General features: G+C 46.6%; 25 protein-coding genes and 1 pseudogene. 4 read left to right on the top strand and 22 right to left on the bottom strand.

The window, feature by feature from the left end; translation table 11 throughout:
- Positions 1-95 precede the first annotated feature (95 nt).
- The 3 genes from DWZ60_RS06400 to DWZ60_RS06390 all read left to right on the top strand — a co-directional run bounded on the left by DWZ60_RS06400 (position 96) and on the right by DWZ60_RS06390 (position 1,325).
- Positions 96-278: a FeoA family protein gene (locus DWZ60_RS06400; RefSeq protein ID WP_117801888.1), complete on the top strand. Its 183-nt coding sequence runs from the start codon at positions 96-98 to the stop codon at positions 276-278.
- The gene (locus DWZ60_RS06395; protein WP_117801887.1) at positions 278-820 is read left to right on the top strand and encodes an EAL domain-containing protein; all 543 of its coding nucleotides are present in this window, start codon (positions 278-280) and stop codon (positions 818-820) included. The genes DWZ60_RS06400 and DWZ60_RS06395 overlap by 1 nt, the downstream gene beginning before the upstream one ends.
- Before the next feature lie 85 nt (positions 821-905).
- On the top strand, positions 906-1,325 hold the full coding sequence (locus tag DWZ60_RS06390; RefSeq protein ID WP_330421837.1) for a MerR family transcriptional regulator: 420 nt from the start codon (positions 906-908) through the stop codon (positions 1,323-1,325).
- Positions 1,326-1,369: 44 nt separating this feature from the next.
- Here the strand turns inward: DWZ60_RS06390 and DWZ60_RS06385 are convergent, their stop codons facing one another.
- The 5 genes from DWZ60_RS06385 to DWZ60_RS06365 form a co-directional block, all read right to left on the bottom strand.
- Positions 1,370-1,633 (bottom strand): hypothetical protein, encoded by a 264-nt coding sequence (locus DWZ60_RS06385; protein ID WP_118697306.1) that lies wholly within the window; start codon positions 1,631-1,633, stop codon positions 1,370-1,372.
- A gap of 62 nt (positions 1,634-1,695) precedes the next feature.
- Complete coding sequence (locus tag DWZ60_RS06380; RefSeq protein ID WP_226906349.1) at positions 1,696-2,601, bottom strand: SIR2 family NAD-dependent protein deacylase; 906 nt, start codon at positions 2,599-2,601, stop codon at positions 1,696-1,698.
- Positions 2,602-2,653: 52 nt separating this feature from the next.
- Positions 2,654-3,436: a protein-ADP-ribose hydrolase gene (locus DWZ60_RS06375; protein WP_118601282.1), complete on the bottom strand. Its 783-nt coding sequence runs from the start codon at positions 3,434-3,436 to the stop codon at positions 2,654-2,656.
- 79 nt (positions 3,437-3,515) lie between these two features.
- Positions 3,516-4,127, bottom strand: a complete 612-nt coding sequence (locus DWZ60_RS06370; protein ID WP_117801883.1) for a pyridoxamine 5'-phosphate oxidase family protein — start codon at positions 4,125-4,127, stop codon at positions 3,516-3,518.
- Positions 4,128-4,173: 46 nt separating this feature from the next.
- Positions 4,174-4,569 (bottom strand): pyridoxamine 5'-phosphate oxidase family protein, encoded by a 396-nt coding sequence (locus DWZ60_RS06365; RefSeq protein ID WP_117801882.1) that lies wholly within the window; start codon positions 4,567-4,569, stop codon positions 4,174-4,176.
- 265 nt (positions 4,570-4,834) lie between these two features.
- On the opposite strand from DWZ60_RS06365, the gene DWZ60_RS06360 reads away from it, so the two are divergent.
- Positions 4,835-5,203 carry a winged helix-turn-helix transcriptional regulator gene (locus tag DWZ60_RS06360; protein ID WP_117801881.1) on the top strand — a complete coding sequence of 123 codons (369 nt, stop codon included), beginning with the start codon at positions 4,835-4,837 and terminating at the stop codon, positions 5,201-5,203.
- A gap of 67 nt (positions 5,204-5,270) precedes the next feature.
- Here DWZ60_RS06360 and DWZ60_RS06355 read toward each other — a convergent pair whose 3' ends face one another.
- The 17 genes and pseudogenes from DWZ60_RS06355 to DWZ60_RS06270 all read right to left on the bottom strand — a co-directional run bounded on the left by DWZ60_RS06355 (position 5,271) and on the right by DWZ60_RS06270 (position 26,182).
- A complete protein-coding gene (locus DWZ60_RS06355; protein WP_118595793.1) occupies positions 5,271-7,316 on the bottom strand; it encodes a beta-galactosidase in 2,046 nt (681 codons plus the stop codon).
- An 18-nt stretch (positions 7,317-7,334) separates the two neighbouring features.
- Positions 7,335-10,373, bottom strand: coding sequence for a glycoside hydrolase family 2 TIM barrel-domain containing protein (locus DWZ60_RS06350; RefSeq protein ID WP_119221411.1), 3,039 nt, complete (start codon positions 10,371-10,373; stop codon positions 7,335-7,337).
- Positions 10,374-10,545: 172 nt separating this feature from the next.
- Entirely contained in the window at positions 10,546-11,352 is an 807-nt protein-coding gene (locus DWZ60_RS06340) for a carbohydrate ABC transporter permease (protein WP_243038232.1), read from the bottom strand.
- On the bottom strand, positions 11,352-12,239 hold the full coding sequence (locus DWZ60_RS06335; protein ID WP_022461293.1) for a carbohydrate ABC transporter permease: 888 nt from the start codon (positions 12,237-12,239) through the stop codon (positions 11,352-11,354). Before DWZ60_RS06335 ends, DWZ60_RS06340 begins: the two co-directional genes overlap by 1 nt.
- A 187-nt stretch (positions 12,240-12,426) precedes the next feature.
- Positions 12,427-13,803 (bottom strand): ABC transporter substrate-binding protein, encoded by a 1,377-nt coding sequence (locus tag DWZ60_RS06330; RefSeq protein ID WP_117801878.1) that lies wholly within the window; start codon positions 13,801-13,803, stop codon positions 12,427-12,429.
- Positions 13,804-14,006: 203 nt separating this feature from the next.
- Positions 14,007-14,948, bottom strand: a complete 942-nt coding sequence (locus DWZ60_RS06325) for an AraC family transcriptional regulator (RefSeq protein ID WP_022461295.1) — start codon at positions 14,946-14,948, stop codon at positions 14,007-14,009.
- 12 nt (positions 14,949-14,960) lie between these two features.
- Positions 14,961-15,260 carry a cupin domain-containing protein gene (locus DWZ60_RS06320; protein WP_022461296.1) on the bottom strand — a complete coding sequence of 100 codons (300 nt, stop codon included), beginning with the start codon at positions 15,258-15,260 and terminating at the stop codon, positions 14,961-14,963.
- Between the two features lie 153 nt (positions 15,261-15,413).
- Positions 15,414-16,048: pseudogene (locus DWZ60_RS06315) on the bottom strand (ABC transporter ATP-binding protein).
- 4 nt (positions 16,049-16,052) lie between these two features.
- Positions 16,053-16,907, bottom strand: a complete 855-nt coding sequence (locus tag DWZ60_RS06310) for a hypothetical protein (protein ID WP_119188788.1) — start codon at positions 16,905-16,907, stop codon at positions 16,053-16,055.
- Entirely contained in the window at positions 16,900-17,319 is a 420-nt protein-coding gene (locus DWZ60_RS06305; RefSeq protein ID WP_147397728.1) for a hypothetical protein, read from the bottom strand. The genes DWZ60_RS06310 and DWZ60_RS06305 overlap by 8 nt, the downstream gene beginning before the upstream one ends.
- Positions 17,320-17,336: 17 nt before the next feature.
- A complete protein-coding gene (locus tag DWZ60_RS06300; RefSeq protein ID WP_147397727.1) occupies positions 17,337-17,654 on the bottom strand; it encodes a hypothetical protein in 318 nt (105 codons plus the stop codon).
- 187 nt (positions 17,655-17,841) lie between these two features.
- Positions 17,842-19,044, bottom strand: coding sequence for a hypothetical protein (locus tag DWZ60_RS06295; protein ID WP_147397726.1), 1,203 nt, complete (start codon positions 19,042-19,044; stop codon positions 17,842-17,844).
- A gap of 203 nt (positions 19,045-19,247) precedes the next feature.
- Positions 19,248-20,564 carry a sensor histidine kinase gene (locus DWZ60_RS06290; RefSeq protein ID WP_119221405.1) on the bottom strand — a complete coding sequence of 439 codons (1,317 nt, stop codon included), beginning with the start codon at positions 20,562-20,564 and terminating at the stop codon, positions 19,248-19,250.
- Positions 20,561-21,277 carry a LytR/AlgR family response regulator transcription factor gene (locus tag DWZ60_RS06285; RefSeq protein ID WP_117510077.1) on the bottom strand — a complete coding sequence of 239 codons (717 nt, stop codon included), beginning with the start codon at positions 21,275-21,277 and terminating at the stop codon, positions 20,561-20,563. The genes DWZ60_RS06290 and DWZ60_RS06285 overlap by 4 nt, the downstream gene beginning before the upstream one ends.
- A 245-nt stretch (positions 21,278-21,522) precedes the next feature.
- Positions 21,523-23,376 carry an ABC transporter ATP-binding protein gene (locus tag DWZ60_RS06280; protein WP_119221404.1) on the bottom strand — a complete coding sequence of 618 codons (1,854 nt, stop codon included), beginning with the start codon at positions 23,374-23,376 and terminating at the stop codon, positions 21,523-21,525.
- Positions 23,369-25,690, bottom strand: coding sequence for an ABC transporter ATP-binding protein (locus DWZ60_RS06275; protein WP_119221403.1), 2,322 nt, complete (start codon positions 25,688-25,690; stop codon positions 23,369-23,371). Before DWZ60_RS06275 ends, DWZ60_RS06280 begins: the two co-directional genes overlap by 8 nt.
- 45 nt (positions 25,691-25,735) lie before the next feature.
- A complete protein-coding gene (locus tag DWZ60_RS06270; RefSeq protein WP_022461451.1) occupies positions 25,736-26,182 on the bottom strand; it encodes a MarR family winged helix-turn-helix transcriptional regulator in 447 nt (148 codons plus the stop codon).
- Positions 26,183-26,209 lie beyond the last annotated feature (27 nt).

Raw genomic sequence — 26,209 nt, 5'->3', positions numbered from 1 at the left:
AGAAAAAGTTTTCCATTTTGTTCCAAATATGTTATGCTATACTATCCGTTAGGCAATTCTAACTTGATGCACTCTCGCAATAAAGGAGGTCCTGCATGCCTTTAAATTTAACCGTTTTCAATCAGTTTTACGCCATCAATAAAATCTGCGGCCAGGAAAAGCAGCGCCATTATCTGGAGTCGCTGGGGTTTGTTCCCGGGGCCAGGATTTCGATTCTAAAGAAAAAATTTTTACGCTTCTCAATAACAGAAGCGAAGAAAAACAGTACGCCTTTCTGATGACGGATGTCGACAATTTTCATCTGCTCAACGATTACTGGGGTTATGAGACGGGTACGAACATTCTGAATTTCATCCTGAAAAAGCTGGAACTCTTTCCGCAGACACTCTTTGTGAACCGCTATCACTCCGATATCTTTGTCGGCATTATCGATATCACCTGGCAGGATCCGGCCGTGGTGCGGGAAAAGATTTCCGCCTATCACAAGCAGGCGATCCGCTTCTTCCACGACCGGAATATCCGCATTTCCATGGACGATTTTGGGTCTGGATATTCGTCCTTAAATTCGCTGAAGGATATTCTGTTTGATGAAGTTAAAATTGACAAACATTTCCTCTCGGCGGGCCTCTCCGAAAAAGGAAAAATTGTGCTGGAAGAGATGTTCCATCTTTTAAAACGCACAGACAAATGGATTGTCTGCGAGGGTGTGGAGACGAAAGAGATGGTAGATTTTCTGATCGCCGAAGGATGCGACGAGCTGCAGGGATTCTATTATTATAAACCGATGGAACAGAAAAAATTTGAAGAGCTGATCGCTTGACAAAGTTCGAATTCTATACTATGGTTATCTTACCCGGTAGTTACTACCGATTCAATTCTGTTATGAACTTTGTTGGGAGGTATGCATGATGTATTCCATGAAAGAAGCCTGCGTTCAGACAGGCATGTCGTATGAAACCCTGAAATTTTACTGCAAAGAAGGCCTCGTCCCGAACGTAAAACGTGACAGCCACAATTACCGCGTTTTCGACGACCGCGACATCAAATGGATCCAGAGCCTCGGCTGCCTGAAGCGCTGCGGCATGACGCTGGCGGAAATGAAAGAATATCTCGCCTACTGCCTCGAAGGTCCATCCTCCATTCCGGAGCGTAAAGAAATTCTCGCGGTAAAAAAAGAAGCGCTGCTCGCATCGATGGAAAAACTGCAGAAAGCCATCGATTATATCGACTGGAAACAGAATTTTTACGATGATGTCCTGTCGGGAAAAATCGAATATCACAGCAATCTGATTTCCGATGAAGAGATTGCACAGAAGGCACAGTAGTCCTTCCTATCCTATGCAAAAAACGGCGCCGATCTTTTTACAGATCAGTGCCGTTTTCTCATTTTTTCTCTTCTTTCCTCCACCGTCTCCATGCGTCGTCTGCGGAGCTGTTCATTTACTTCGGCTGCGGTCCGCATACTCTGTCCGAAATCGACGATGTGCCACAGGATTTTTGCTCCCAGGATAAAGGATCCGTAGATGGCTGCATCCAGCGGGCCGTACCAGAAATGCCAGTAATGTGCCAGCGGCAGCAATGTGATTTCCAGCAGGCAGGTATGCAACTCTGTTGAATTTATCTCGTCAATCATGTCATCATCTCGTCACGTAAGTGACGTGATTAATTTTCTCGAATATTATATGTTTTTCCGTCTCAGATCCGATCCAGCACTTCCCCAATATCCCCTTTAATGCACACCGCTCTGTCACGGATCAGATCCGGGACACGCATATCGCTGGTGTTGATGCAGACATAAAGATTATCTTTATCTTCTGCTGTCATGCTGAAAAATGGATATTTGATGATTCCCGGCGTGTTGTATCCCACGCCGAGTTCCAGATACAGGATATGGCCTCTGTTGTGACGAAGCAGGAAATCGATGCGTCGGCTGGATGCCTCATGCCAGCCTTTATCTTCCACAAACGTGTCATCCGCGCGCAGATTCATGCTCATCGGTTTTCCGCAGTGTGGGCAGTACGGCACCAGTTCGGATGGGATCCGCATGCTCAGGTTTCCGTTCTCCGGCGGAACAAGGCTTCCGTCTTCCAGGATCTGATACCCCTGGGCAAGCAGCATCTTTCGAATGATTTCTTCATTGTCATACTTTTCCTTGCAGCACGGCTCAGAGCACTGAAACAGGCCGTAATCTCCCTGCGTGTAAAACAAACGGTTTTTATCAAATCCGGCTTTCTGGAAGCAGTGGTCTACATTTGTGGTGATGACAAAATAGCTCTTATTTTTCATCAGGCTGAGCAGTTTCTGGTAAACCGGTTTTGGCGCGTCCTGATAACGGTTGATGTAAATGTATCTGCTCCAGTACGCCCAGTATTCTTCCAGCGTATCGTAAGGGTAGAAGCCGCCAGAATACATATCGTGGAAACCGTATTTCTGTTCAAAATCTGCAAAATATTTCCGGAACCGCTCACCGCTGTAGGTAAATCCGGCCGATGTCGAAAGCCCAGCCCCGGCTCCTATTAAAATCGTGTTTTTTTCCTGCAGTGCGGTGCGAAAACGCTCCATCTTTTTTTCAAATTCTCTTTCTTTCCAACTTTCAAACATCACAAATTCACCTCTTCTTTTCTTTCTGCTTTTGTTCCCCATTCTTCAGCGATTACTTTTCTCCCAGCAGCTCCTCATAAATCTCCCGGTCGCGGTCCTTGAACACGTTGAAAATGACCTTCTCCACGCTCGTCTCTTTCTGCGCCAGAAACTCTTTCACCGTCGCAACGGCAATCTCCGCTGCTTTCTCGTTCGGAAAATGAAATTCTCCAGTGGAAATGCAGCAGAACGCCACGCTTTTCAGTCCGTTCTCCGCCGCAAGTGACAGGCACGACCGATAGCAGTCCGCCAGCTGCCGGCAGTGTGTTTCCGTCAGATGGCCGCCCACAATCGGTCCAACCGTGTGGAGCACATAGCGGCACGGCAGATTATACGCCGGCGTGATTTTCGCCTGCCCCGTCGGCTCCGCATGGCCCTGCGCTTCCATCATCTCCTCGCAGTACAGCCGAAGCTGCACACCCGCAAACGTATGGATGCAGTTGTCAATGCACCGGTGATTCGGCACGTAACAGCCAGTCATCCCGCTGTTCGCCGCATTCACAATCGCATCGCACCGGAGCGCGGTGATATCGCCCTGCCAGAGATACAGCCCCTGCTGCACCGGCGTAAGGTCGTCGACATTCGTCACGCCCTTTTTTGCCGTCTCCTCCTGCAGATACGCATCCTGAATGTTCAGAAATTCTGCACTGCTCTTTTTCACCATGCGCACATTCATCAGCCCCCGCAGAAGCTGTCTCTGCCCGGTGCTGTCAGACGGAATCTGCATTCCGCGGTACTCCCGGCTCTCTTCCAGCAATGACTGGATCAGAAAATTTCTTCGTTCACTCTGGTTCATGTTATTCCCTCATTTCCATCGTTTCTATAGACTTTATCTTATCACTATTCCCATAAAATCTGTAGCTAAAATAAGGGGACTACTGCCCTCTTTTGCGAATCGTTCCTCTCGGACACGTCTCCGCGCATCGGCCGCAGTGCAGGCACTGGTGCTGGTCGATGACGGCCGGGATGCGGGTGATGTCGATGCATTTCTGCGGACAGACTGAAAAACAGAGCTTGCAGCCAATGCATTCGTTTCCCACCTCGTACCCAGCCATCGACTGCTCTGCGCCGCCGATCAGGATCGTGTCCCGCACGATATGCGACGGATCGCTGATGTCGAAGTATTCTCCCTCGGCCTCGTACACGCGGAACACCTCAAGTGCCGCGCGTGTATCGCCGGGATAAATTTTCTGCATGTATGGATTTTTTCCGAAAATTTCATCCAGCTTTTCACTGTGGATGTTCTGGATTCTGCCGCGGAGAGAGACTGCTTTTTTATCTTTCGTCGCAGAAATTGCCACATAGCCCTGCTCCATGAGCTGTGCATAAAAGGCTTTTCCTTTTGCCGTCAGAAAATACACTCCTTTCTTGTCCCACAGCATCATATCGATCACACGGGTCTGTGGATGACCGTCTGCACCGATCGTCGCCATCGTGGTTGAGTGCATCTCCTCTACTAACATCTTCAGATAATCATTTCTCTCCATAGCGGCAGATTCCTTTCTCTTTTTACTTCAAATTCATAGCGACAGATTAAAACTCGTACGGCGGGTTTCCGGAAAAGTCTGCGATTACACCGTGTGCATTGTTCAGATAGAATACCTCGAAAATCGGGTTGTCAGCGGTTTGGTACTGGCCTTTTACAATCGGATTTCCCATGCACATTTCTTTTGCAGCCATATTGTTTTCAAATACAGCTTTTCCGTTCAGACGGATCCATGCATAGGATGGGCTGGAAGTGGAAATTTCAATTTCCGGATTTGCCAGCATATCTTTATAAACATCTTTTGTGTTGTTGGTACAAAACCACAGTTTTCCTTCCATTTCGCCAATAAACATAAACGGACGGCATTTTGCTTTTCCATCGCGTCCTACAGTTGCTAAATACTGTACTGGGTTTTCTTTTAAGAATTCTACTACTTTACTCATGATGATGTCCTCCATTTTCGTTTTTTGATTTTGTTTTTGAGCTTGTTTCTTATGATTTGGTTTCGGCCTTTTTCGAATGCGCTCCAGACCTTTTTTCTCGAAAGGATTGCTTTTTTCTTTCGATGGCTTTATAATAAGCCCAAAGCGTCTTAACGTAAAGTAAGCACAATATTATGCTGTAGTTACCAAAAGGAAACTATTGTGTAAATACAAGGTTTTCCGTGCTTACTTTTACAAGAAAATCTTTATGAAATGGAGGTTTTTTATGTCAGTTTCTGAAAAAAACGCAATATCTTTAGCCGATCTCCCGGCCTGCCCGGTAGAGACTACCTTAACCTTAATCAGTGATAAATGGAAAGTCCTGATTCTCCGTGATCTGATGCCGGGCACCAAACGTTTTGGCGAACTAAAAAAATCCATCGGTCACGTTTCCCAGAAGGTTCTGACGAGCCAGCTCCGTCAGATGGAACAGAGCGGGCTCGTCAGCCGTAAAGTTTATGCAGAAGTTCCGCCGCGGGTAGAATATACCCTCACCGACCTGGGCTACAGCCTACAGCCAATCATGGATGCCATGTGGAGCTGGGGAGAAAATTATAAGAAAAAACTCTCCGCCGAAGAATCCGAAACCGCCTGATATTCGTTTGTTTTTTGCAAAAAAAATGTCTCAAAACCAGTCTTTTGTTTTGAGACATTTTTATTTTCTATTTTTCCCGGAAATTCGGACTGTTTTCTTTCAGCACCACTGTTTCCCAGCTTCCGATTGTTCCATCATACTGTCCGTTCCACACCGGATACTGTTCGACCGGAAGTTTGATTTCCACGGCATTCCGATTAAAGTTCTGTACGAACACATACCGGATTCCATTCTTTTCGCGCGTTGTAACCTCCACGCCATCCGGAATCTCTTTCACCACCGATGTGACACCTGCTTCTTCTGCCAGTTTTCCGCAGAGCTCATCGTACAGACCCTGTTCAAAACCGGCACAGATCTGATATGCTTTTCCTGCGCCATACTGGTTTTCTGTCAGTGCAGGCATTCCTGCATAAAAATCTTTTCCATAAGTCATCAGCACTTCTGCTGTCGATGGTTTCACCAGTTCACAGAGATTGCTGCACCGGTACGTCCGGGTCAGATGCAGACGGTTTTGCGGGACCGGAACTCCTTCGTTCCATTCCCCATCGTACAGGCCGTCAATCTCCATGCTCCGAAGTCCCATTACATCCAGCAGTCCGTGCGGCGTTCCGCCAAGGAAACAAAGATCCGTCTCATCTACAATTCCGGACCAGTACGTTGCCAGGAAAGTGCCGCCTCCGGCCACAAACTGCCGTACTTTTTCCACCCATCCTTCCCGCTGCAGATAAACCACAGGCGCTGCCACGATCTGATAGTCCGAAAGACCCTGCGTTTCATCGATGACATCAACATCCAGGCCGAGTCTGCGGAAGGCGCGGTATGATTTTTCCACGGTTTCTTTGTAAAACAGGCCCTGATTCCGTGGCCCTGCCGCATCTTCCAGTGCCCACCGGTTTTCGGTGTCATAAATCACAGCCACTTTCGGACTGCAGATGGCACCGGAAAGTTCCTGCATCTGCGCCAGGGTTTCTCCTACCTTTGTCACTTCCCGGAATACACGGGTGTCATCTCCTCCATAATGGTCTATCACCGCTCCATGAAACTTTTCGGAAGCCCCACGGCTCTGGCGCATCTGGAAATACAGGACACTGTCCGATCCGTGCGCCACGGCCTGCATGGATGCGGCGTGCAGCATGCCCGGCTTTTTCAGTTTGCTGACCGGCTGCCAGTTTGTTGCGGACGGACAGCTCTCCATCAGATAAAACGGCTTTTTCTGGATACTGCGCATGATATCATGCTGCATCGCCGTATCTGCTGCCGTAACTGCTTCCGCTTCTTTGTGCCAGGTCGGATAATTGTCCCAGGAAACAAAATCAACAATGTCGGCAAACTTGTGATAATCCAGTCCCTTGAAATCATACATCATATTGATGGTCGTAGGCTGTTTGGCACCGGCATCCCGCAGCGCGCTGATCTCCCATTTCACAAAATCGGCTGTCTGATCTGTTACAAATCGTTTCCAGTCCAGATTCAGTCCGTGCAGCGATGCGTCTCCTTTTGGCGACGGACTCTCCACCTGATCAAAACTCTGGTATGTATGACTCCAGAACGCCGTGTTCCATGCATGGTTTAAGGCCTGTAAACTGCCATATTTTTGTTTTACCCAGTTCCGAAATGCCTCCTGGCAGAGCGGACAATGGCACTCTCCGCCTAGTTCATTCGAAATATGCCATGCAATGACACCTGGATGATCCCTGAACGCTTCTGCCAGTTTTGTATTGATCTTTCTCGTTTTTTCCCGGTACACCGGCGAGGTATAGCAATGGTTATGACGCTCTCCGTACAGATTTCTCTGCCGCATCGCATCCATGCGGAGTACTTCCGGATATTTCTGTGCCATCCAGCGCGGTCTTGCCGCTGTCGGTGTAGCCATCATGACAGAAATTCCATTTTCATACAGGCGGTCTACCATTTTTTTGAGCCATTCCAGATCAAACACGCCTTCTTCCGGCTCCAGGAATGCCCAGGAAAAGATGCCGAGGGAAACTTCATTTATTTTCGCTTTTTTGAAATACGCAAGATCCTGTTCCAGAATTTCCGGATATTCCAGCCATTGTTCCGGATTGTAATCTCCGCCATGCAGAAGTTTTCCAAAATTTATATTCTGTCTCATGAAAATCTCCTTTTATTCTCAAATGCCTCGGAATGTAAAGGTAAATTCCAGTTTCTGGTCAACCGGAATCAGGTATTCCGGATGGGTCTGTGCACCCCAGCTGTCGTCTCCTCCGACACCCATCTGCTGTTTTGCCACGCGCACAACGGTGTAATGTACCTGCGGCAGTTCATACGGATGCATCGCATTTTCCAGCTCGTGCGGTGTGTACGGCAGTGCGGAAAATTCCATCTTGTCGCCGCTGAACATCATACCACGGCCCTTGCGGTTCGTCACGGTTGCCCAGCGTACACCAACCTTGTTGCCGCACTCCTGCGGAACGAGATATTTCGCCATATTGTCTTCGACTTTATTCTTATAAACGCCAAGCTTTGCTCCGGCGCAGCGGTCCACATACGTCTCCTCCGGTCCCATGCCGTACCAGGTAACGTGGTCGTAATCGGCATCCAGCTTGAACATCACGCCGAATTCCGGCATATCGCCGAGCTCTTTCACCGGATCATACGTCAGCGTCGTCTGAATGCTTCCATCGCCGAAGACACGGTAGGTCAGACGGCACTCACTCGCCGGTGTGGTCGGCATTACATAGCGGTAGCTGACTTCTGCGCAGTCCTCGTGTACTTCGATTTCCGGCGCATACAGTCCCGGATAATGGCTGCCGTTCGGATATTTGTGGGACAGATACATCGAAGCAATCTTCCACTGGCTGTAACGCATCGGCATCAGGCTTCCGCAGTCATTGTCGATCGGCGCACGCCAGAAGTTCGGTTTCGGAATCATTTTGATCATCTCAACGCCGCCGTAACGGTACGATACGAGTCCGCCGTTCAGATCGGAGAACATCACATCGAAATTCTCGCCGCGCACACCAAAATCATGGTTGGAACGGATCACTTCAAATTTCGCCGGTTTTTCTGCTTTCGCTGGTGCTTCCACTTCATAAACACCCTGTCCGAATGCAACTTCATGGCCGCGCTTGCCCCATACGTTATCTTCTTTCAGGCGGAAGGAAACGGTCACCGCATACTCGCCCGGAAGTGTCTGTACGGCAATCGGAAGCTCCACTGTTTTTTCGGAAAGCGGTTCCACGGAAACTTCCATCGGCACTTCTTTCAGTTTCTTTCCTTCTTTTTCGAGAATTACCACGCAGTCAAACGCATCAGTATTCACAAACAGGTTCTTATTTTTTACAACTGCTTTGTCTTTCTGTACATCCACAGCAATGTTCTGATAGCAGAATTTTACTTCCTGCATCTTCGGGGAAGCATCGCGCTCGCCGCCGTATACAATACCATTTCCGCTGAAATTGTAATCACATGGATGATCGTCAAAATCGCCGCCGTACGCCTGAAATTCTTTTCCGTAGCGGTCTTTTTTGTAGATTGACTGGTCGATATAATCCCAGATAAAGCCGCCCTGGAACAGCGGTTCTTCCTCGGCAAGATCCATATATTTCTTCATGGCGCCGCAGGAATTTCCCATGGCATGGGCATACTCACAGCAGACATACGGCTTTCTGCGGTCTTTCGCTAAAAATTCCCGGATCTCGTTGACCGTGGTGTACATCCGGCTTTCCATATCGCTGGTGTCGTTGTATCTGCGGTCATCGTTCACTCCCTCATAATGGACAAGGCGGGTCGGATCCATCTTCCGGTATAACTGAGACATTTCAAAAATAACCTTTCCGCCGAACGATTCATTTCCGCAGGACCAGATCAGAATCGCCGGATGGTTTTTGTCTCTCTGATACATCGAGTTGACACGGTCCAGCATGCAGTCCATCCACTCCGGACGGTCGCACGGTACGACACCTGAGAAATCCCCGTTCCGTACGGCATCCGTATCTCTCGTTCCATGAGATTCCATGTTGCACTCTGCAATCATGTAAATACCGTATTCATCGCAGAGATCGTAAATGCCGACCGCATCCGGGTAATGGCAGGTACGGATGGCATTGATATTATTCTGCTTCATCGTCGTCAGATCTTTGATCAGCTCTTCCCGTGAAACGACACGGCCGGATACCGAGCTGAACTCGTGACGGTTGACGCCTTTAAAGACAACCCGTTTTCCATTCAGTGTCATGATGTGGTCTTTCATTTCAAAGCGGCGGAATCCAACTCTCTGTGGAATCAGTTCCTGCACCGTTCCATCCTCTGCGGTTACTTCCAGCAGAAGATCATACAGCACCGGTGTTTCCGCAGACCACAGTTCTGGATGATCCACCTTCAGAACAAACTGTGTTTCACCATGCAGCACACCTTCCGTATTCTGCAGTACAGTTCCATCCTTCGCCAGCGTAAGCTTTACGTTTCCTTTTCCGATCGTTTTTGTATCAACGACAAGATCTGCCCTGGTAAACGTATCATCCAGCAGAGTCTGTACTTTCAGGTCAAAAATATGTACATCTGGAATCGTATACAGATAGACATCCCGGTAAATACCGGAAAAGCGGAAGAAGTCCTGATCTTCGCACCAGCTGCCGCTTGTCCACTTGAATACCTGCGCCGCCAGTTTGTTTTCTCCCTCTTTCAGGTACGGTGTCAGTTCAAACTCGGACGGCGTAAAGGTATCCTCGCTATAACCTATAAAAGCTCCGTTCAGCCATACGGCAATGCCGCTCTCTGCTCCCTGGAAAGAAACAAAAAGTCGTTTTCCCTTCATCTGTTCCGGCACTTCAAAATATTTCACATAGGAAGCCGTCGGGTTGAAACGCTCTGGAATCTCGCCCGGCTGGATTTCTTCTCTTCCTTCCCATGGGTACTGCACGTTAGCATACTGCGGTGCGTCGTAACCCTCCATCTGGATATGCGCCGGCACACGGATATCATCCCATGTTCTGCAGTCATATTCCGGTGTTTCAAATCCCGGAATCGTGCTCTCATAGTTTTTTGCATAGTGAAATTTCCACAATCCATTCAGACTGTACCGGAAGTTTTCCACCTTCTGCTCCATTTCTTCCACAGAACCATAGTATCTGTGGTCCGAATGTGCCGGCACACGGTTTTCTCCAAAATACGTCGGATCCTTGACTTTTTCATACTGAAACACACCCATTTTTGTTGTCCTCCTTTTTTGTTTCTCTTATTTTAACATTTTTTAAGGCTTTTATCGTAAAAAAAGGCAGATATTCATCCAGAAAATAAATATCCACCTTTTCTTTTTTATGTACCCTCAAAATTTTCCGTACGATTACAGCCCAATCTAATCTGTCCATGTGGGAAAATTTTTACTTTACAGCACCTGTGATACCTTCCGTAAAGCTCTTCTGGAAACAGAAGAAAATGACTGCGGTCGGAATCGTACAGATAAATACACCGAGCATCAGTACACCATAGTCTACCGTGTAGCCACCGAGCAGGTTCGCTACCAGCATCGGCATGGTAATGGAATCATTGTTCTGTAAGATAACCTTTGGCCACAGATAGTTGTTCCATGCATTCATGAAGGTGATAATCGTTGCTGCCGCATAGGTCGATTTCATGGTCGGCATATACATGCGGAAGAAAATTCCTGTCTCGCTTAAACCATCCAGTCTTGCCGCTTCGATGATATCGTGCGGGAAAGAACGGGAAGCCTGACGGAACATCATAATCATAAACGGAGTGGAAATCGAAGGAAGCATAAATGCTACCATCGTGTTGACCATTTTTAACTGTGAAAACATGCGGAACATCGGGATCATGATTGCTGCAAACGGGATCATCATCGCAGTCAGAAGCACGGTAAATACCGCATCTTTCGCTTTGTCATGATAAATTTCAAATCCATAACCTGCGATTGAGCAGACCAGAAGACAAAGGACCGTCAGTACCGTTGCATTCCGGAACGAGTTCCACAGTGCAAGACGCAGGTTCTGCTGCGCAATCAGTGACTTGAAGTTTTCCATCAGATAAGTACCCGGAATCAGTTTTCCGGCAATAACATCAATACTTCTGTTCGTAGACGCGCAGAACATATAGTACAGCGGAAATACAGAAAGGAGGGATGCTACCGTTAAAACCAGATACATGAAGAATTTCTTTGTTTTTCCCATTATCGCTCGTCACCTACTTTCATCTGAAGCAGTGCCAGAATGGCTACCATGATCAGGATCAGGATGGACATTGCTGCCGCATAGCCAAAGTTCGGGCTCTGTACAAAGGACATATTGTAAATATAATGAGACATGGTCATGGTTGATTTTCCAGGACCTCCGTTTGTCAGGTTCAGGGACTCATCGAACAGCTGCAGAGTACCGTTGGTAGAAGTAATTGTGGTCAGCAAAATCATCGGTTTTAACAGTGGAACGGTGATCTTGAAGAAAGTCTGCAGCGGGCTTGCGCCGTCGATTTTGGCTGCTTCGTAGATCGAATATTCAATGTTCTGCATACCGGAGAGATAGAAGACCATGTTGTATCCGGTCCATCTCCAGATCAGGGCGATGATGATAACCGCACGGGCTGTCCACGCATTGGAGAACCACATGATCGGGTTCATGCCGAGGCCGCGGAGAACGGTGTTGATAAAACCGTCATTTGCAAACAGGGAACGGAAGATCATCGCGTAAGATACGAGAGATGTTGCGCACGGCAGGAAAATGCAGGTACGGAACAGTCCCTTAAAACGCAGATCTTTGTTGTTCAGCATGGAAGCAAACATCAGGCCGAGGATCAGCATGATCGGCACCTGAATAATCAGATAAAAGAAGGTGTTGCTTAAGGTCTGTTTAAAGGTCGGGTCTTTTAAAATACGGGCATAGTTTGCAAATCCGTTGAATTTCAGGTTGATGCCCATACCTGTCTGTAAAGACAGGATGAATGCCTGAATCATCGGATAAAAGCTCATCCATGCGATCAGGATCGTTGCCGGCATCAGGAAAGCCCAGCCGGTAAGATTCTGTTTTCTTTCCAAGTTCATTCCTTTTTTCTTCTGACTGCTCATGGAATCTTCCTTTCTTTTTTTACCTGGCGTGTGTTTGAAAAAATCTTTTTGCAGACAACATTTCATGTTCTCCTGCAGAAATCATTTTTCAAACACACACCGCATAGATACAGAACGGGCCTGCTTCTGTCTGTCCAGGAAGCAGACCCGTTTCTTATCGTCCTACTTTTTTATGTATTGCAGGATATCAGCCACCCATGTTGAACTCTACAGTTTCCTGTGCGGTCTGAAGTTCGCTGTCCATATCTGCTCCTGTCTGGATGATATTGGAAAGTGCGGTTCCGACAGCATCACGTGCATCGTAGTAGAATGCTCCAGTGATGTTGGATGGAGTCTTGGTTGCGAAATCAACGATTTTTGCATAAACCGGATCATCGCTGAAGAATGCAACTGGCTGTGCATATGCTTCGGAATCTCCTGCCGGTGCCCAGGTTGCCAGAGCGCCTTTTGCGATGATGTCATCGTAAAGAGCTGTGCTGCCTGCGAAGGTAGATTTCATAAAGTCAATGGCAAGATCGGTTTTCTTGCAGTTGGAAGAAATTGCCCAGGAAGAACCACCGTTGTTGGAGTAGTTGGTTGCTCCGTCGATGCCGTCCAGTTTTGGCATATTGGTGAGCGCCCATTTACCGGACTGATCTTCGTTTGCTGTGATGGAAGCCATAATCCAGCATCCGTTGATAACGCCTGCTGTGGTTCCGTTGTTGATGGATGCAATGTACTGATCCCAGTCAGTAACCTCTACAAGAGTGCCATCTTTTACCATCTGGCTGTAAATCTCAAGGATTGGTTTCAGTGCTTTGTTGTCTACGATGTTGACAGATCCATCTTCGTTGAAAAGGGACTCACCGCAAGACTGCAGCATTTCCATAACAAGGTCCGGAGATCCGGCCTGAGATGTCAGGATCGGCTGGCCTGTTTTCTCTTTGACAACTTTTGCTTTCTCCATAAAGTCATTCCAGGTGATATCTGTGAAATCATCTACGGTGAAGCCTGCCTGCTCCAGCATATCAGTACGCAGGCACTCGATAACGGCACCATTGTCGAACGGAATTCCGTAGTTCTTCCCATCCAGAGTAGAGTAAGCAACTTTTGCGGATGAGAATTCGCTGAAATCAATTCCGGAATCGGTCAGATCGGTGAAGATGTCCGGATAGTTGGTTGCATATTTCTGGAAGGAGTTATCCTGCATCAGGAAGATATCCGGCAGAGTGCTTAAGTCTCCTGCGGAAACTGCTGTGGTCAGACGGGTTTCAATGTCGTCGGACTGTACTTCGCTGACTTCTACTTTGAATCCTTCGTGATCCTGTGCATAAATTTCAGCTGCTTTCTTGATCGCGTAAACGTTGAAGTTCGGGTCCCAGGTCCATACGGTTAAGGTGTTGTCATCATCAGAGCCGCCCTCTACTACGTCGCTGCTCTCTGATTTTGCAGTGGTTTCACTTGCTGCTGATGCATCGTTTCCGCCGTTGCTGGAACTTGTTGTAGTTCCTCCGCTGGAACCACATGCAGCCAGTCCAAATACCATTGCTGATGCCATTACGATTGATACAATTTTTCTTTTCATATTGCACATCCTCCTTAAGATGTTATTTTACAACCGGAACCTCCGCACTTTTTACAGCACAGAAATTTTTTGGTTGTTTTGTACATTTTTTATGTTTTTATTCCCTCAACATGTACAAAGTATAACATATTTTCCCGTCGTTTGTGCGCATTTTTAACTCTATGTTATGCATTTTCAACCATTTATAGGCATTTTGACGGACATCACCATCCTTCCTGTGTTTTTATATCAAAATTCAACAATTTTCGTTCATAATGTTCCGGTGCACTTCGCCACTGCTGTGGAGATACACCAAGAATCCGGCGGAAATTACGGTTAAATGTAGAAATTGTTGTGAATCCGCTTCGCATTGCAATCTCATTTACAGAAATATTTGTTTTCCGCAGTTCCTTACATGCCGCCCGGATCCGGACCCAGTTAATGTACTCAACCGGCGTCATCCGCATGGATTCCTGAAAAATACGGCGCAGATGTGTTTCGCTGATATGACATACCTCTGCCAGCTCCTCAATTCGAAGAATCTCTTTATAATTTTCTCCAATATAATCCAGCGCAGGCAGAATCAGAGCGATACTGGCATCATCTACAATAGAATTCTTTTCCTGCTCCTCGTCCCTTTCATTCCATCTGGCAATCTGCATCAGAAGCGCTCTGGTCAGTCCTTTCACTTCCTCGAGATAAAATTCCCGTTTTTCACCCATGCATTTAATGATCAGTTTGATCATCTCCGCGACCTCCGGCCTTTCCTCATTTTTCACAAAATGGGCCTTCTGGTTAATACGCGCAATCAGCTTTTGTGCCATGCGCATATTGCCCTTATACAGCTCTGTAATAAATCCTTCCACATCCACAAACACCCATGCCCAGGAACATACACTGTTTTCTTTTGAGTTTGTTGTATGCGGAAAGTTTTTCGGCACCACCGTAAACATACCGCCATGATACGGCAGTTCCTCATCTTCCAAAACAATCGTTCCCTCACCGTAATAGCAGAAACCGATCTCCATCAGGTTATGAAAATGCAGATAATCAATCTGGTACCCATAATTCTGCAACCATTTTTCTCCCTGCAGCACCAGCACCGGGCATTTTTCCGGCACTTCGTAATAGCGGTATTCCATTCTGGGCTTTTTCTTTCTGCTCATATCCGTACCTGCTTATTCTACTTTTTTCTGAATCATCGCCAGAAACACGAGCGGTTCTTCCCCTGCGCAGGAAACCGCATGGCCGCTGCCGTCCTCGCAGAACGTCGTCATGCCCGCCTGCACCGGGTAGGTTTTGTCGTTATCCTGATACATACCCGCACCGGACAGGATGTGATACGCTTCTGTCTCCCCATGATGCTCATGATACGGAAGCTCATCACCCGGTAAAATCGTTACTTTTGCAAAGAGTGTCACCTTTCCGGAAAGGCGTTCGCCCTCCAGCAATTTTTCTGTTGTGTGTCTGTCTGCCATTGTTCATGTCCTCGTTTTCGTAATCTTTTTTTGTTTTCCCTGTCTCCATCCTACACCAAATAGCGTAAGATTCGATCTTCTCTGTGTTTTTATTATATTCTCTGCTTCACCGGAAGACAATGAGATTCACCAAAAACGAGCAACTTTTTTCCGTCAGCCTACAATCTTTCCTCTGTCAATCTCCACCGTCGTATCGCACAGTGCTGCGATGTCTTCCCGGTTGTGGCTGGCCAGAAGAATCGTTTTTCCTTCGTCTTTCAGTTTCAAAAACAGCTGCCGCATCTCCTGCACGCCCTGGTTGTCGAGACCGTTCATCGGTTCGTCTAGGATCAGAAGAGAAGGTTCTTCCATAATCGCCTGTGCAATGCCGAGGCGCTGGCGCATACCGAGAGAATATTTACCGACATGCTTCTTCGCTTCCGGATCCAGCCCGACTTTTCGGATAGCCTCATCGATCTCTTTTTTTCCGGTCTTCCTGCGGATGCCGGCAAGAAACTGCAGATTCTGTCTGGCGCTGTAGCCGGAAGAAAACCCGGCGTCTCGATGATGGCGCCAATACTCTCCGGCGCTTCGATCTCTTTCCCGATCTGCTTTCCATCCACAAAAACCGCGCCATCGTCCACCCGGAGAAATCCGCAGATGCATTTGAACAGAACCGTCTTGCCGCTTCCGTTTCTTCCGATCATTCCGTGAATTTTTCCTTTTTCAAAGCTCAGGCTGATCCCGTCCAGCGCCGCGTAGCTGCCAAACTTTTTTGTCACGTTTTCTATTCTTATCTTTTCTTCCATTCTTTCAGATTTCCTCCACAAAGTTCAGATCCTTTTTCCGGATCCCGAGATACGAAAGGATCGTGCATGCGCCGATGACAATTGCAAAGACACTGTAAACATATGCTATCGACGGCCCGTTTCCATACCCCTGCCACTTGTAGCTTGCAATATTCATCCAAAGCGGCGGCGCGCAGTAATAGCCGATTGTGATGCTGGAAAATTTGCTCAGCAGAAGCGCGGTGAGTGCGATGCCGCAGTTGATGACGATTCCAAATCCTCTGTGTACCAGAAAATTTCCTGCATAACTCACAACGCCTGTCATAACCGACAGGCACCAGATCGCAAGCATTGTGAGCCCCATGGCCTCCTGCGGCGAAAATCTCGAAAGGATCAGGTAATCCAACGGTTCCTGGTCAAAGGTATATGCCGCATTCGTCTGAGCCAGCGTACTGATCACCTTCCCCCATCCGGTTTCCCACCCTACATTCGGAAACACAAGCAGTACCGGAATCATACTTAAGCATATGGTGTAAAAAAAGGAAACAACCACAATGTACAGCATGTTTCCCCAAAACCAGCTTTTCCGCCCGGCCCGCAGAATCTGCCACCCGCTGTTCGGTTCCAGAAACGGAGCATCACAGAAAAGCAACAGAGCCCCAAAAGCGATGATAATCTGGTCTCCATTATATCTGGTCATAAACGGCAGCATCCAAAAAGTCACATCAACTCCGGTCTGCTCGCAGAAGCCTCGAATCCCCGCCGTCATTACATGAAAAAGGATCGCAATCCACAACAGCGCAACATAAAACCGTGGTGTTGTGAATGTTTTCCGTAAACGTATCTGACATACCCGAAGACTCATCCGTATTCTATCCATTCTGCGCACTCCTCTTTACCACTCGCACGAAAATTACACCTTCCATTCCTGTCAGAATAAGGAAATAACCAGCTATCACAAAAAAATCCTTAACATTCCGGATACTTCCCCCATGGAGCTGGTACCATCTCATCTGGCCCGGCAGCTGCAACGCTTCTGCTACAAGCTGGCTTGCATAATAAAAAAGAGCCGGTGTGCTGACCAGCACAAACAGATTTTTTATTTTTCCCGATATCATAAGCGCAAAAACTGCCATAAATGCATACTTGACAGCCTCAACTCCAAATCTTGCGGCAAGGTAAAACGGCAGAACGAGTCCATTTCCATAGCTTAAACTGCCTGTTAATGTTTCAAACTCTTCTTTTTTTATCCACGGTATTTTTAATGCCAAAACGCCATAAACAACTGCCATTCCCAGAAAAATACTGATCACAGAGCCGAAAAAGGCAACCACCAGATGCGACCAGCATATGCTGTTCTCCCTATGCGTGTCTCAATGCATCTAAGATAGCCATTTCTGCTGTCTTCCCAATAGCTCAGCGCAAACGGCAGCACAGCCAGCACAGAAAACACTTCAAAAAATGCCCCCACACCATGACTGCTGACAACCAGGTAATATACCGATGCATTCCACCGGCTCTGCATTGCTTCCTGACTGATGTTTAACACGGTAACCAGCATCGCACCTGCGATGGCAAAATAAAATTTTCCTGATAAAAACATTCTTTTAAAATCCATTTTTATCATTCGAAAAAACTTCATGAAAGATCACCTTCTTTCTGTTTTGATTTTCGAGATGGTTTTACCGGTTGGTACATTCCCTCTCTCGAAACTTCTCTTCGCCTCTATAAAAGATGTGACCCCGCTTAGCCCGGAGCCACATCTTTCACAAAAATAATTTATTCTTTGAGTAAATCATAAAGCTCAGACAAACTCACCCTGCAATTTCCCGTCCATCCAGTGCATTGATGTAAACATACTGTTCGATCTCATCTTCTATAAATCGAAACTGCCACGCAGGAATCATATCGCACATCCAATGCCCCGTTTCATTTCTTCCCGTTGTCATCGGGTAATAAATCAGTTTCATCTGATCCAGCGTAATCGGCTCAGCAATTGCCAAATCATACTTATTTCTCAGCGTTTCCAAGATAATATCTTTTTCCGCAAGAGATACCGGTTCCTTTTCCCGGATAGCATAGTGATTAACTGCTTGAAGATATTGAATCCCGCCCTCCGTTATAACAGCCTGTATTTTAGATGACGGAATATAAAGATCATCCTGCCGGTTAATTTCATTGCATAATACAGGAACCCCATTCAGATAACCCTGAAAAAACACCAGGAAACAATCATCTGCTTTTGACCACTCATATTTCTGAATCTTCTGAGGCTTTAGCAATTCTCCATTCTCGATTGCCTGTTCCATTAATTCCTGCTGTTTTTCCATCTGTTCATACGAAAAACTGTATTTACTGGTCAATTCAACTTTTTCCCAGTCTCCAATCCATCTAACAAACTCTTTTCCTTCCTCTATCAGCTTTTCTTCGTCTTCCAATGAAATTTTCTGCTCATTGTCTCTGACCAAAATCCCTTCACCATAGGCTGATGTAATATATTCAACAGGTAAATTATAATAAACTTTTTTTCCTTCTTCCGTTTCCACTCCTAATATATTGCTGACAGACACCGTTCCATTTTGATTTTTTAATTGTTCGCCAAGTATTCCCTCATACGAATAACAAACATCCGGCTCTCCTGTGTCTCCTTTTCTTGTTTCCAATCCACTTTCCGGGATTTTCCCAAGTATTTTATTGAACACACTTTCTCCTTGAAATCCATCCACTTCTATCACACATTTTTCAAACTCGTTCCATTTTTTGTCAGGCATGTCAACAACCGCATCAATTTTTGCCTGACTGCCAAGCTGAAAACTAATATGCTCACCATCGCTTAATTCCTGATCATTTTCATGTGTCACATTTGTTTCCGTTTCATCATTGCTGATAGAACTATTCCGTTCTTCTCCATTTTCCTGTTTTTCTACCTGCTGCAAATTTTCTGACTCATTCCCCATATTCTGACATCCTGTAAAGAACAGTAATATCACCATAATTCCCAACACTTTCTTTCCCATATATCCCCTCTTTTCATAATTTCGTTCTTTCTCTTCTGTTACTCGAAGCATAGCGAAATTTTTTTCCATCGTCAACGGATCTGGGATATCATGCTCTATCTGGGATAATCAGTACAGATAGCAAAAATAAGACTTTGTTCTTTGAAATCCGCATTCTTTTTGCTTCCTTCATACAAACAAAGTCTTTTTTATTACGTTTTATCTTATTTTATCGGAAACACTGCCTCTGCGCAAAACAAATCTTCTGTCTCATAATACTTTAACGCACCACCTACCTTTTCCATCGTCCGTTTTACACTTTTATGCCCAATCCCGTGACTGCTTGTATCTTTCTTCGTCGTATTTAAACTTGAATTTTCATTTAAAACAGATTTCTCAATTTTGTTTTGAATCTCCAACCGAAGATATCCCATTTTTTCCTCTACAAAAATTATAATTTCTTTCTTCCCTGTAACTTTCCGCTCTGCTTCAATCGCATTATCCATGAGATTTCCAAACACAGTGCAAAACTCCAAATCATCAATTCCTTCCATTTTGCTCAGAATCGTACATTTCACATCTACTTTTTCACTTCTCGCAAGAGTAATTTTTGTATTAATCATAGAATCCACATAACTGTTTCCGGTCTGAATCAGTGTCTGCACATCTTCAATTTTCTGATTAATTTTTTCCCATACCTTTACCATTTCCGACTGCGGCATGGTCTCCATTGCCTCTTGCAGAGGTAAAAGATAATTTTTCAAATCATGTTTAAATTCTCGTAATTCTTCATTACTTCTCTTAATAATTTCCATACTTTCCTTTGAATATTTCTCTTTTTTTTTCATCAGTTCATATTCTAGCTTTGTTTGATTATCCTTGCTCATTTGCTGTACTATAAAGTACATAATCAGGCACATCAGCCAGATACAGCATACGCACAGCAAAATCCATTTCTGTTCCTGCATCTGCACACTTGGCAGATCTCTTACTACCAAAATCATAGTATCTCCCGCAATAATTGAGAAAACAAGGTTGCATCCCATGACAATCCATTGCCAGCTTATCAGATTCTCTCGTTCAAACAAAAGACTATTTAGTAATTTACCAACAAAAAAATAAGAAATTTTTGATAATAGCACGAGCGCAATTCTTACTGTATCCTGATCTTGAATAAACGATGCAACACTTTCTTGAAGGATAAAACTGCCGCCGAAAAGGATCGCTGTGTTTACCATCATCAATACTGCTCTCGCAACTACCGCTGCAGTAACCTTTCTCAGAACACTTCCCTGTGTACCCACCATCAAATAGACAAAAAGCCAAATCAATGTGATCCACATTTCCCACCTGTCATATAACGCAGGATACTTTTCCAACGCAGGAAAGATTAGCCCAAATAGCACTGCAATTCCCCACAAAACTTTACCTTTTTTCCCTCTGGGTTTCTGCTGCATAAAATCCATGCAGAATTCCAACAAAAGTATGTTTTCCCAAACAGAAATTGCAAGTTCAAAGACCTTCCAAAATGCTGCACTCATTCCATCACCACTCCCATAATTTTCATTCGAACCTGATTCAGATAATTTCTGCTGACAGGAATGCTTTTCCCGTTCAATAGCAGAAGTTCTTTTTCGCGCAACCGATATACATAGTTCATGTTAACCAAATATCCTTTATGGGTCCTTACAAATTTATGCGCTTCTAGTTTTTTCTCCGCTTCTGACATTTTCATCCTTACGCGAATCGCCTCATCCCTCGTATCTTTTTCCCGATAAAAAAGCAGATAGTTCTTCTCGCTCTCCACAAACCAGATATCACGCAATGCAAGTTTTACACTCTGACGCCCTGTCTGCAGTTCTATTTGGGGAACTTTCTTTCCTGCCTTTTTCTGCAGTTCCAGCAGCTGCGGCTCCAGTTCCTCATCCAGATGTGCCTTGCGGATAAAAAAGAATGGATGATACACCAATGACTGAAACACCAGATCATCCTTATTCGATACAAACACAATGCAACATTCCCTGTTCCACTTTTTCAGATACGATGCAACCTCAAATCCATTCACTTCCGGCATATCGATATCAATAAAAAAAACAGAAATCTCATCAAGATTTTTGATTCCTTCCAGCATCTCCTTCGCAGATACGTAGCACTCCATTTCCACTGCAATCTTATGTTTCTGACATAAACCTCGAATTCTGATTTCCAGTTTATTTAAAAACACTTTATCATCATCACATAAAATTAAATTCATTATTTTCCCCCGTGCTTCTTATCGAAGATTCTACTTCTCAACAGCATACCAAATTTTTTCTTTTCTCTCAAGTAACCTGGGATAACATGCATGATCTGGGACAAACATCAGATCATTCTGCTCTGAGAGCTTTTTTGCCTGACGGGAAAATGTAACGAGATTTTCCCTCGAGAAAAAAACAACACCTGAACCGTTTTGCCAACTCAGGTGTTGTTACAATAAATTTATATCGCCCGCAAAGGCTGTTACGCAACTATATCCTCGAACTGCGAATTGTAAAGGTTAGCATAGAACCCATTCTTCGCAAGCAGTTCTTCATGGTTGCCCTGCTCGATGATGTCTCCGTCTTTCATGACGAGAATCAGATCCGCATCACGAATCGTGGACAGCCGGTGGGCGATGACGAAGCTTGTTCTGCCCTTCATCAGGTTATCCATGGCCTTCTGGATCTCGATTTCGGTTCTGGTGTCGACGGATGAGGTTGCCTCGTCGAGGATCAGAATCTTGTTGTCAGCAAGGATTGCGCGTGCAATCGTCAGCAGCTGTTTCTGTCCCTGCGACACATTGCTGGCATCTTCATTCAGTTCCATCTGATAGCCGCCCGGCAGGGTCTGGATGAAGTGGTGGGTCCTTGCGGCTTTTGCTGCTGCGATGACTTCTTCATCTGTCGCATCGAGCCGGCCGTAGCGGATGTTTTCCATGATGGTTCCCTTGAACAGCCACGTATCCTGCAGGACCATACCGAAGGCATCGCGCAGCTCTCTGCGGTTGAAGTCTTTGATGTTGTGGTCGTTCAGCAGAATGGCTCCGCTGTTGACATCGTAGAAGCGCATCAGCAGTTTGACCATCGTCGTCTTTCCGGCTCCGGTCGGGCCGACGATCGCGGTTTTCTGGCCCGGTTTTACTTTGGCGCTGAAATCGTTGATGATGATCTGCTCCGGGTTGTAGCCGAAATGTACGTGGTCGAAGGTGACTTCTCCTGTCACAGTCTCGATTGCTGCCGGATTCTCGACAATCTGGTCTTCCTCTTCCTCGTTCAGGAATTCAAAGACACGCTCGGATGCCGCCGACATCGACTGTACCATGTTGATAACCTGCGCAATCTGCTGAATCGGCTGGGTAAAGTTTTTCACATACTGGATAAATGCCTGGATATCACCGATCGTGATCACGTTTTTGATCGCCAGAAGTCCGCCGGTCAATGCCACGCAGGCGTAGCCTAAATTTCCGACAAACATCATAATCGGCTGCATCATACCGGATAAAAACTGGGATTTCCATGCGGAATCGTAAAGAATATTGTTGGTTTTTTCAAACTCTTCGATCGTATCCTTCTCGCGGTTAAATGCCTTGATGACGAGATGGCCGCCGTAAACCTCCTCAACCTGACCGTTGATGTGGCCTAAATATTCCTGCTGGGCACGGAAGAATTTCTGTGATTTCTTTGTCACGAGTCCGATGAGTCCCATTGAAATCGGCAGGATCACAAGCGCGATCAGCGTCATCAATGGGGAGATACTCAGCATCATGATCAGAACACCGATGAGCGTTGCCAACGAGGTGATGATCGTCGTGATACTCTGGTTCAGTCCCTGGCCAAGCGTATCGACATCATTTGTGATGCGTGAGAGCACTTCACCGTACGTGCGGCTCTCAAAATATTTCATCGGCATACGGTTGATCTTCTCCGAAATCTCTTTTCGAAGCTGATAGCACACCTTCTGCGTCACGCCCGTCATGATCCATCCCTGGATGAAGCTGAACAGGGCGCTCATCAGATACAGGCCAAGTACAAACAGCAGAATCGTTCCGATTCTTGCAAAATCAATGCTTCCTGTGCCCCGGATCTTTTCCATCAGTCCCTCGGACAGTGCGGTCGTAGCTTTTCCGAGAATCTTTGGTCCGGCAACGTTGAACACCGTTGAGCATGCGGCACAGATCATAACGATAAAAATCGCAATTTTATATTTTCCGATGTACTGAGCGAGCTGTTTGATCGTTTTTTTCAGATCTTTCGGCTTCTCGCCCGGCTGCATGCCGCGGCCCATCCGTCCCATCGGTCCTCTTTTGCGCGGCTGCTGGTTCATTTCATTACTCATGGTCAGCCACCTCACTTTCCTTCAGTCCAAGCTCTTTCTCTGACAGCTGGGATTTCGCAATCTCCTGGTAAACCTCGCAGCTTCTCAGCAGTTCCTCATGCGTACCTTTTCCGACTACCTTTCCGTCATCGAGCACCAGAATCTGCTCCGCATGGAGAATCGTGCTGATCCGCTGTGCCACGATGATCACGGTGCTGTCTTTGACATTCTCCGCCAGTGCTTTTCGAAGCGCCGCATCCGTTTTCAGGTCAAGTGCAGAAAAACTGTCGTCGAAAATAAAGATTTTCGGGTCTTTTGCAATCGCACGCGCAATCGCCAGACGCTGTTTCTGTCCGCCGGATACGTTCGTTCCGCCCTGTGCAATCGCGGTTTCGTATTTGTCATCTTTTGCCTCGATAAACTCGGTTGCCTGCGCAATTGCGGCTGCCTTTTCGATCTCCGCATCCGTCGCATCGTCTTTTCCGAAGCGCAGGTTGGATGCGATCGTTCCCGAGAACAGCACACCTTTCTGCGGCACGAAACCGATCTCATCGCGCAGATCCTTCATCGTAATGTTTCGAATATCTTTTCCGTCGAGCGTAATCTTTCCGCCCGTCACATCATAGAGACGTGGGATCAGGTTGACCAGCGTCGATTTACCGCAGCCGGTGCTTCCGATGATCGCCGTCGTCTTGCCAGGCTCGGCAAGGAAGTCGATGTCATGCAGCACATCCTCCTCGGCGCCCGGATAACGGAAGTTGACGTGATCGAAGCGGACAACTCCGTTATGAACCTCCAGCTGCTCCGGATTTTTGACATCCTGAATGGAGGATTCTGTCTGAATGACTTCATCGATACGGCCGGCGGCAACAGCGGCACGCGGCAGCATGATTGACATCATTGTCAGCATCAGGAAAGACATGACGATCATCATGGCGTAGGTAATAAATGCAGTCATTGCACCGACCTGCATCGTGCCGGCATCGATTTTATGTGCACCGACCCATACGATTCCGACAGTCAGCACGTTCATAATCATCATCATACCAGGCATCATAAAGGTCATGACGCGGTTGGTGAACAGGGTTGTTTTGGTCAGTTCCTTATTCGCACCGTTGAAGCGCTCTTCCTCTTTGTCCTCTCTTCCGAACGCACGGATGACAGAGAGTCCGGTCAGGATTTCACGCGATACGAGGTTGATGTTGTCGACCAGTTTCTGCATCAGCTTGAATTTCGGCATCGCAAGGGAGACAAGCAGCATCACGTAGCCGAGAATGACGATGATCGCAAGAACAATGATCCATTCCATACCGGCTCCCGTTTTCATGACTTTCAGCACACCGCCGATGCCAAGGATCGGAGCGTAGGCAACCATTCGCAGCACCATGACGGAGACCATCTGGATCTGCTGGATATCGTTCGTGCTTCGGGTAATCAGCGATGCGGTGGAGAACTGATCCATCTCCGCATTGGAGAATCCGACAACCCGTTTGAATACTTTTTCGCGCAGATCGCGGCCGATTCCGGCGCCGACGCGGGAGGCAAACAGTCCGACGAGAACAGTTACCACACCCATCAGGAGTGCCATGCCGACCATCTTGAGGCCTGCGGTCAGAAGGTACGTTTTCTGAATCTGGTCTACATCGAGACCCGCCGCTTTGTCTGCGGAAACTGCATACGCAATGCCCATCGATTTTACCAGGGAGCTTCCCATCGTATCAAGCGTTTTTTCCATGCTGTCGCGCATCGAGAGCACGGTGTCTTTATCCATCTGTCCGCTCTCGAGCATCGCTGCAAAGATTGGACGGACATCCACACAGGTGACTTCGACTTTGTTTCCATCGTCATCCTCTTTTTCCTGCTGGAAGCTCTTCAGCTCCACATGCATCATCTCGCCGATCTGCTCAATCGTCATGTTTTCAAACACCGACGCATCCTGACCGGTCTGCTGTGCCATGAGTTGTTTAAAGGTATCCTCCTCCATCGCACCCATCTGGTAATTCATCAGCAGTGCAACGGTCAGTGTATCGTCTGTTTCATCAAGTTCTTTTTCAGAAGCTTTGTTCCGTTCATAATAGCCGTCCTTTTTCGTATAGAGGCTTTCCCATAAATCCACCTCATCATCCGTCATGATAAACTCGGCCGTCTGAAATTCTTCCTCGGTGATCCGTTTCGGCGTAACGTGCTCGACGCCGCTGTTCTGAATGCCCACATCGATGATGTCGGATGTATACGACGGGAGCGACAAGTCGCACCACGCCTGGACAAACAGAAGCACAAGAATCACGAGAATCGATTTCCAGTACGGGATCATGTTCTTGAAAATCTTACTCATTTTTTCCCCTTTCTGTCTTTTTTTGTGTACCAGCTTGCCGGCACACTAATTCTGTCGTTTTCGGGTGTCAATTTCTTTTTCTGCGATCTCATAGATACGATCCAGATAAGCAACCAGCTGATCTATATCCTCTTCCTTTAACTGTGACATCACAGAGCAGCCAAAGTCCTGCATTCTGTCCCGTACCTCTTCCCCTTTTTTCCAGCCCTTCTCTGTCAGACTGATATATGTATTCCTGCGGTCTTTTTTGTCAACGCTCCGCTCTACATATCCTTTTTCCTCCAGTCCGCGCAGTGTCCGCGACACAGCCGGCGGAAGCGTTTTGGTCTTCGCCGCCAGCTCTGAGCTTGTAATTTTTCCGTTTTCTCCCATTTGCAAAATCGCACCCATAACGGAAAATTCGGAACTGCTGAGTCCCGGAATCAGGTCTGATACGTTCAGTTTTTTAAACTGGTGCACCGCACGAAACAGTTTTTCAAATGCATCTTTCATGTTTTCCCCCTCCTTTTGCCGCAAATG

The sequence above is a fragment of the Blautia sp. AF34-10 genome, from assembly GCF_003477865.1.
Classification (GTDB): domain Bacteria; phylum Bacillota; class Clostridia; order Lachnospirales; family Lachnospiraceae; genus Fusicatenibacter; species Fusicatenibacter saccharivorans.
The sequence above is the reverse complement of the archived record's forward strand: the minus strand, read 5'-3'. Positions and strand labels throughout refer to the sequence as shown.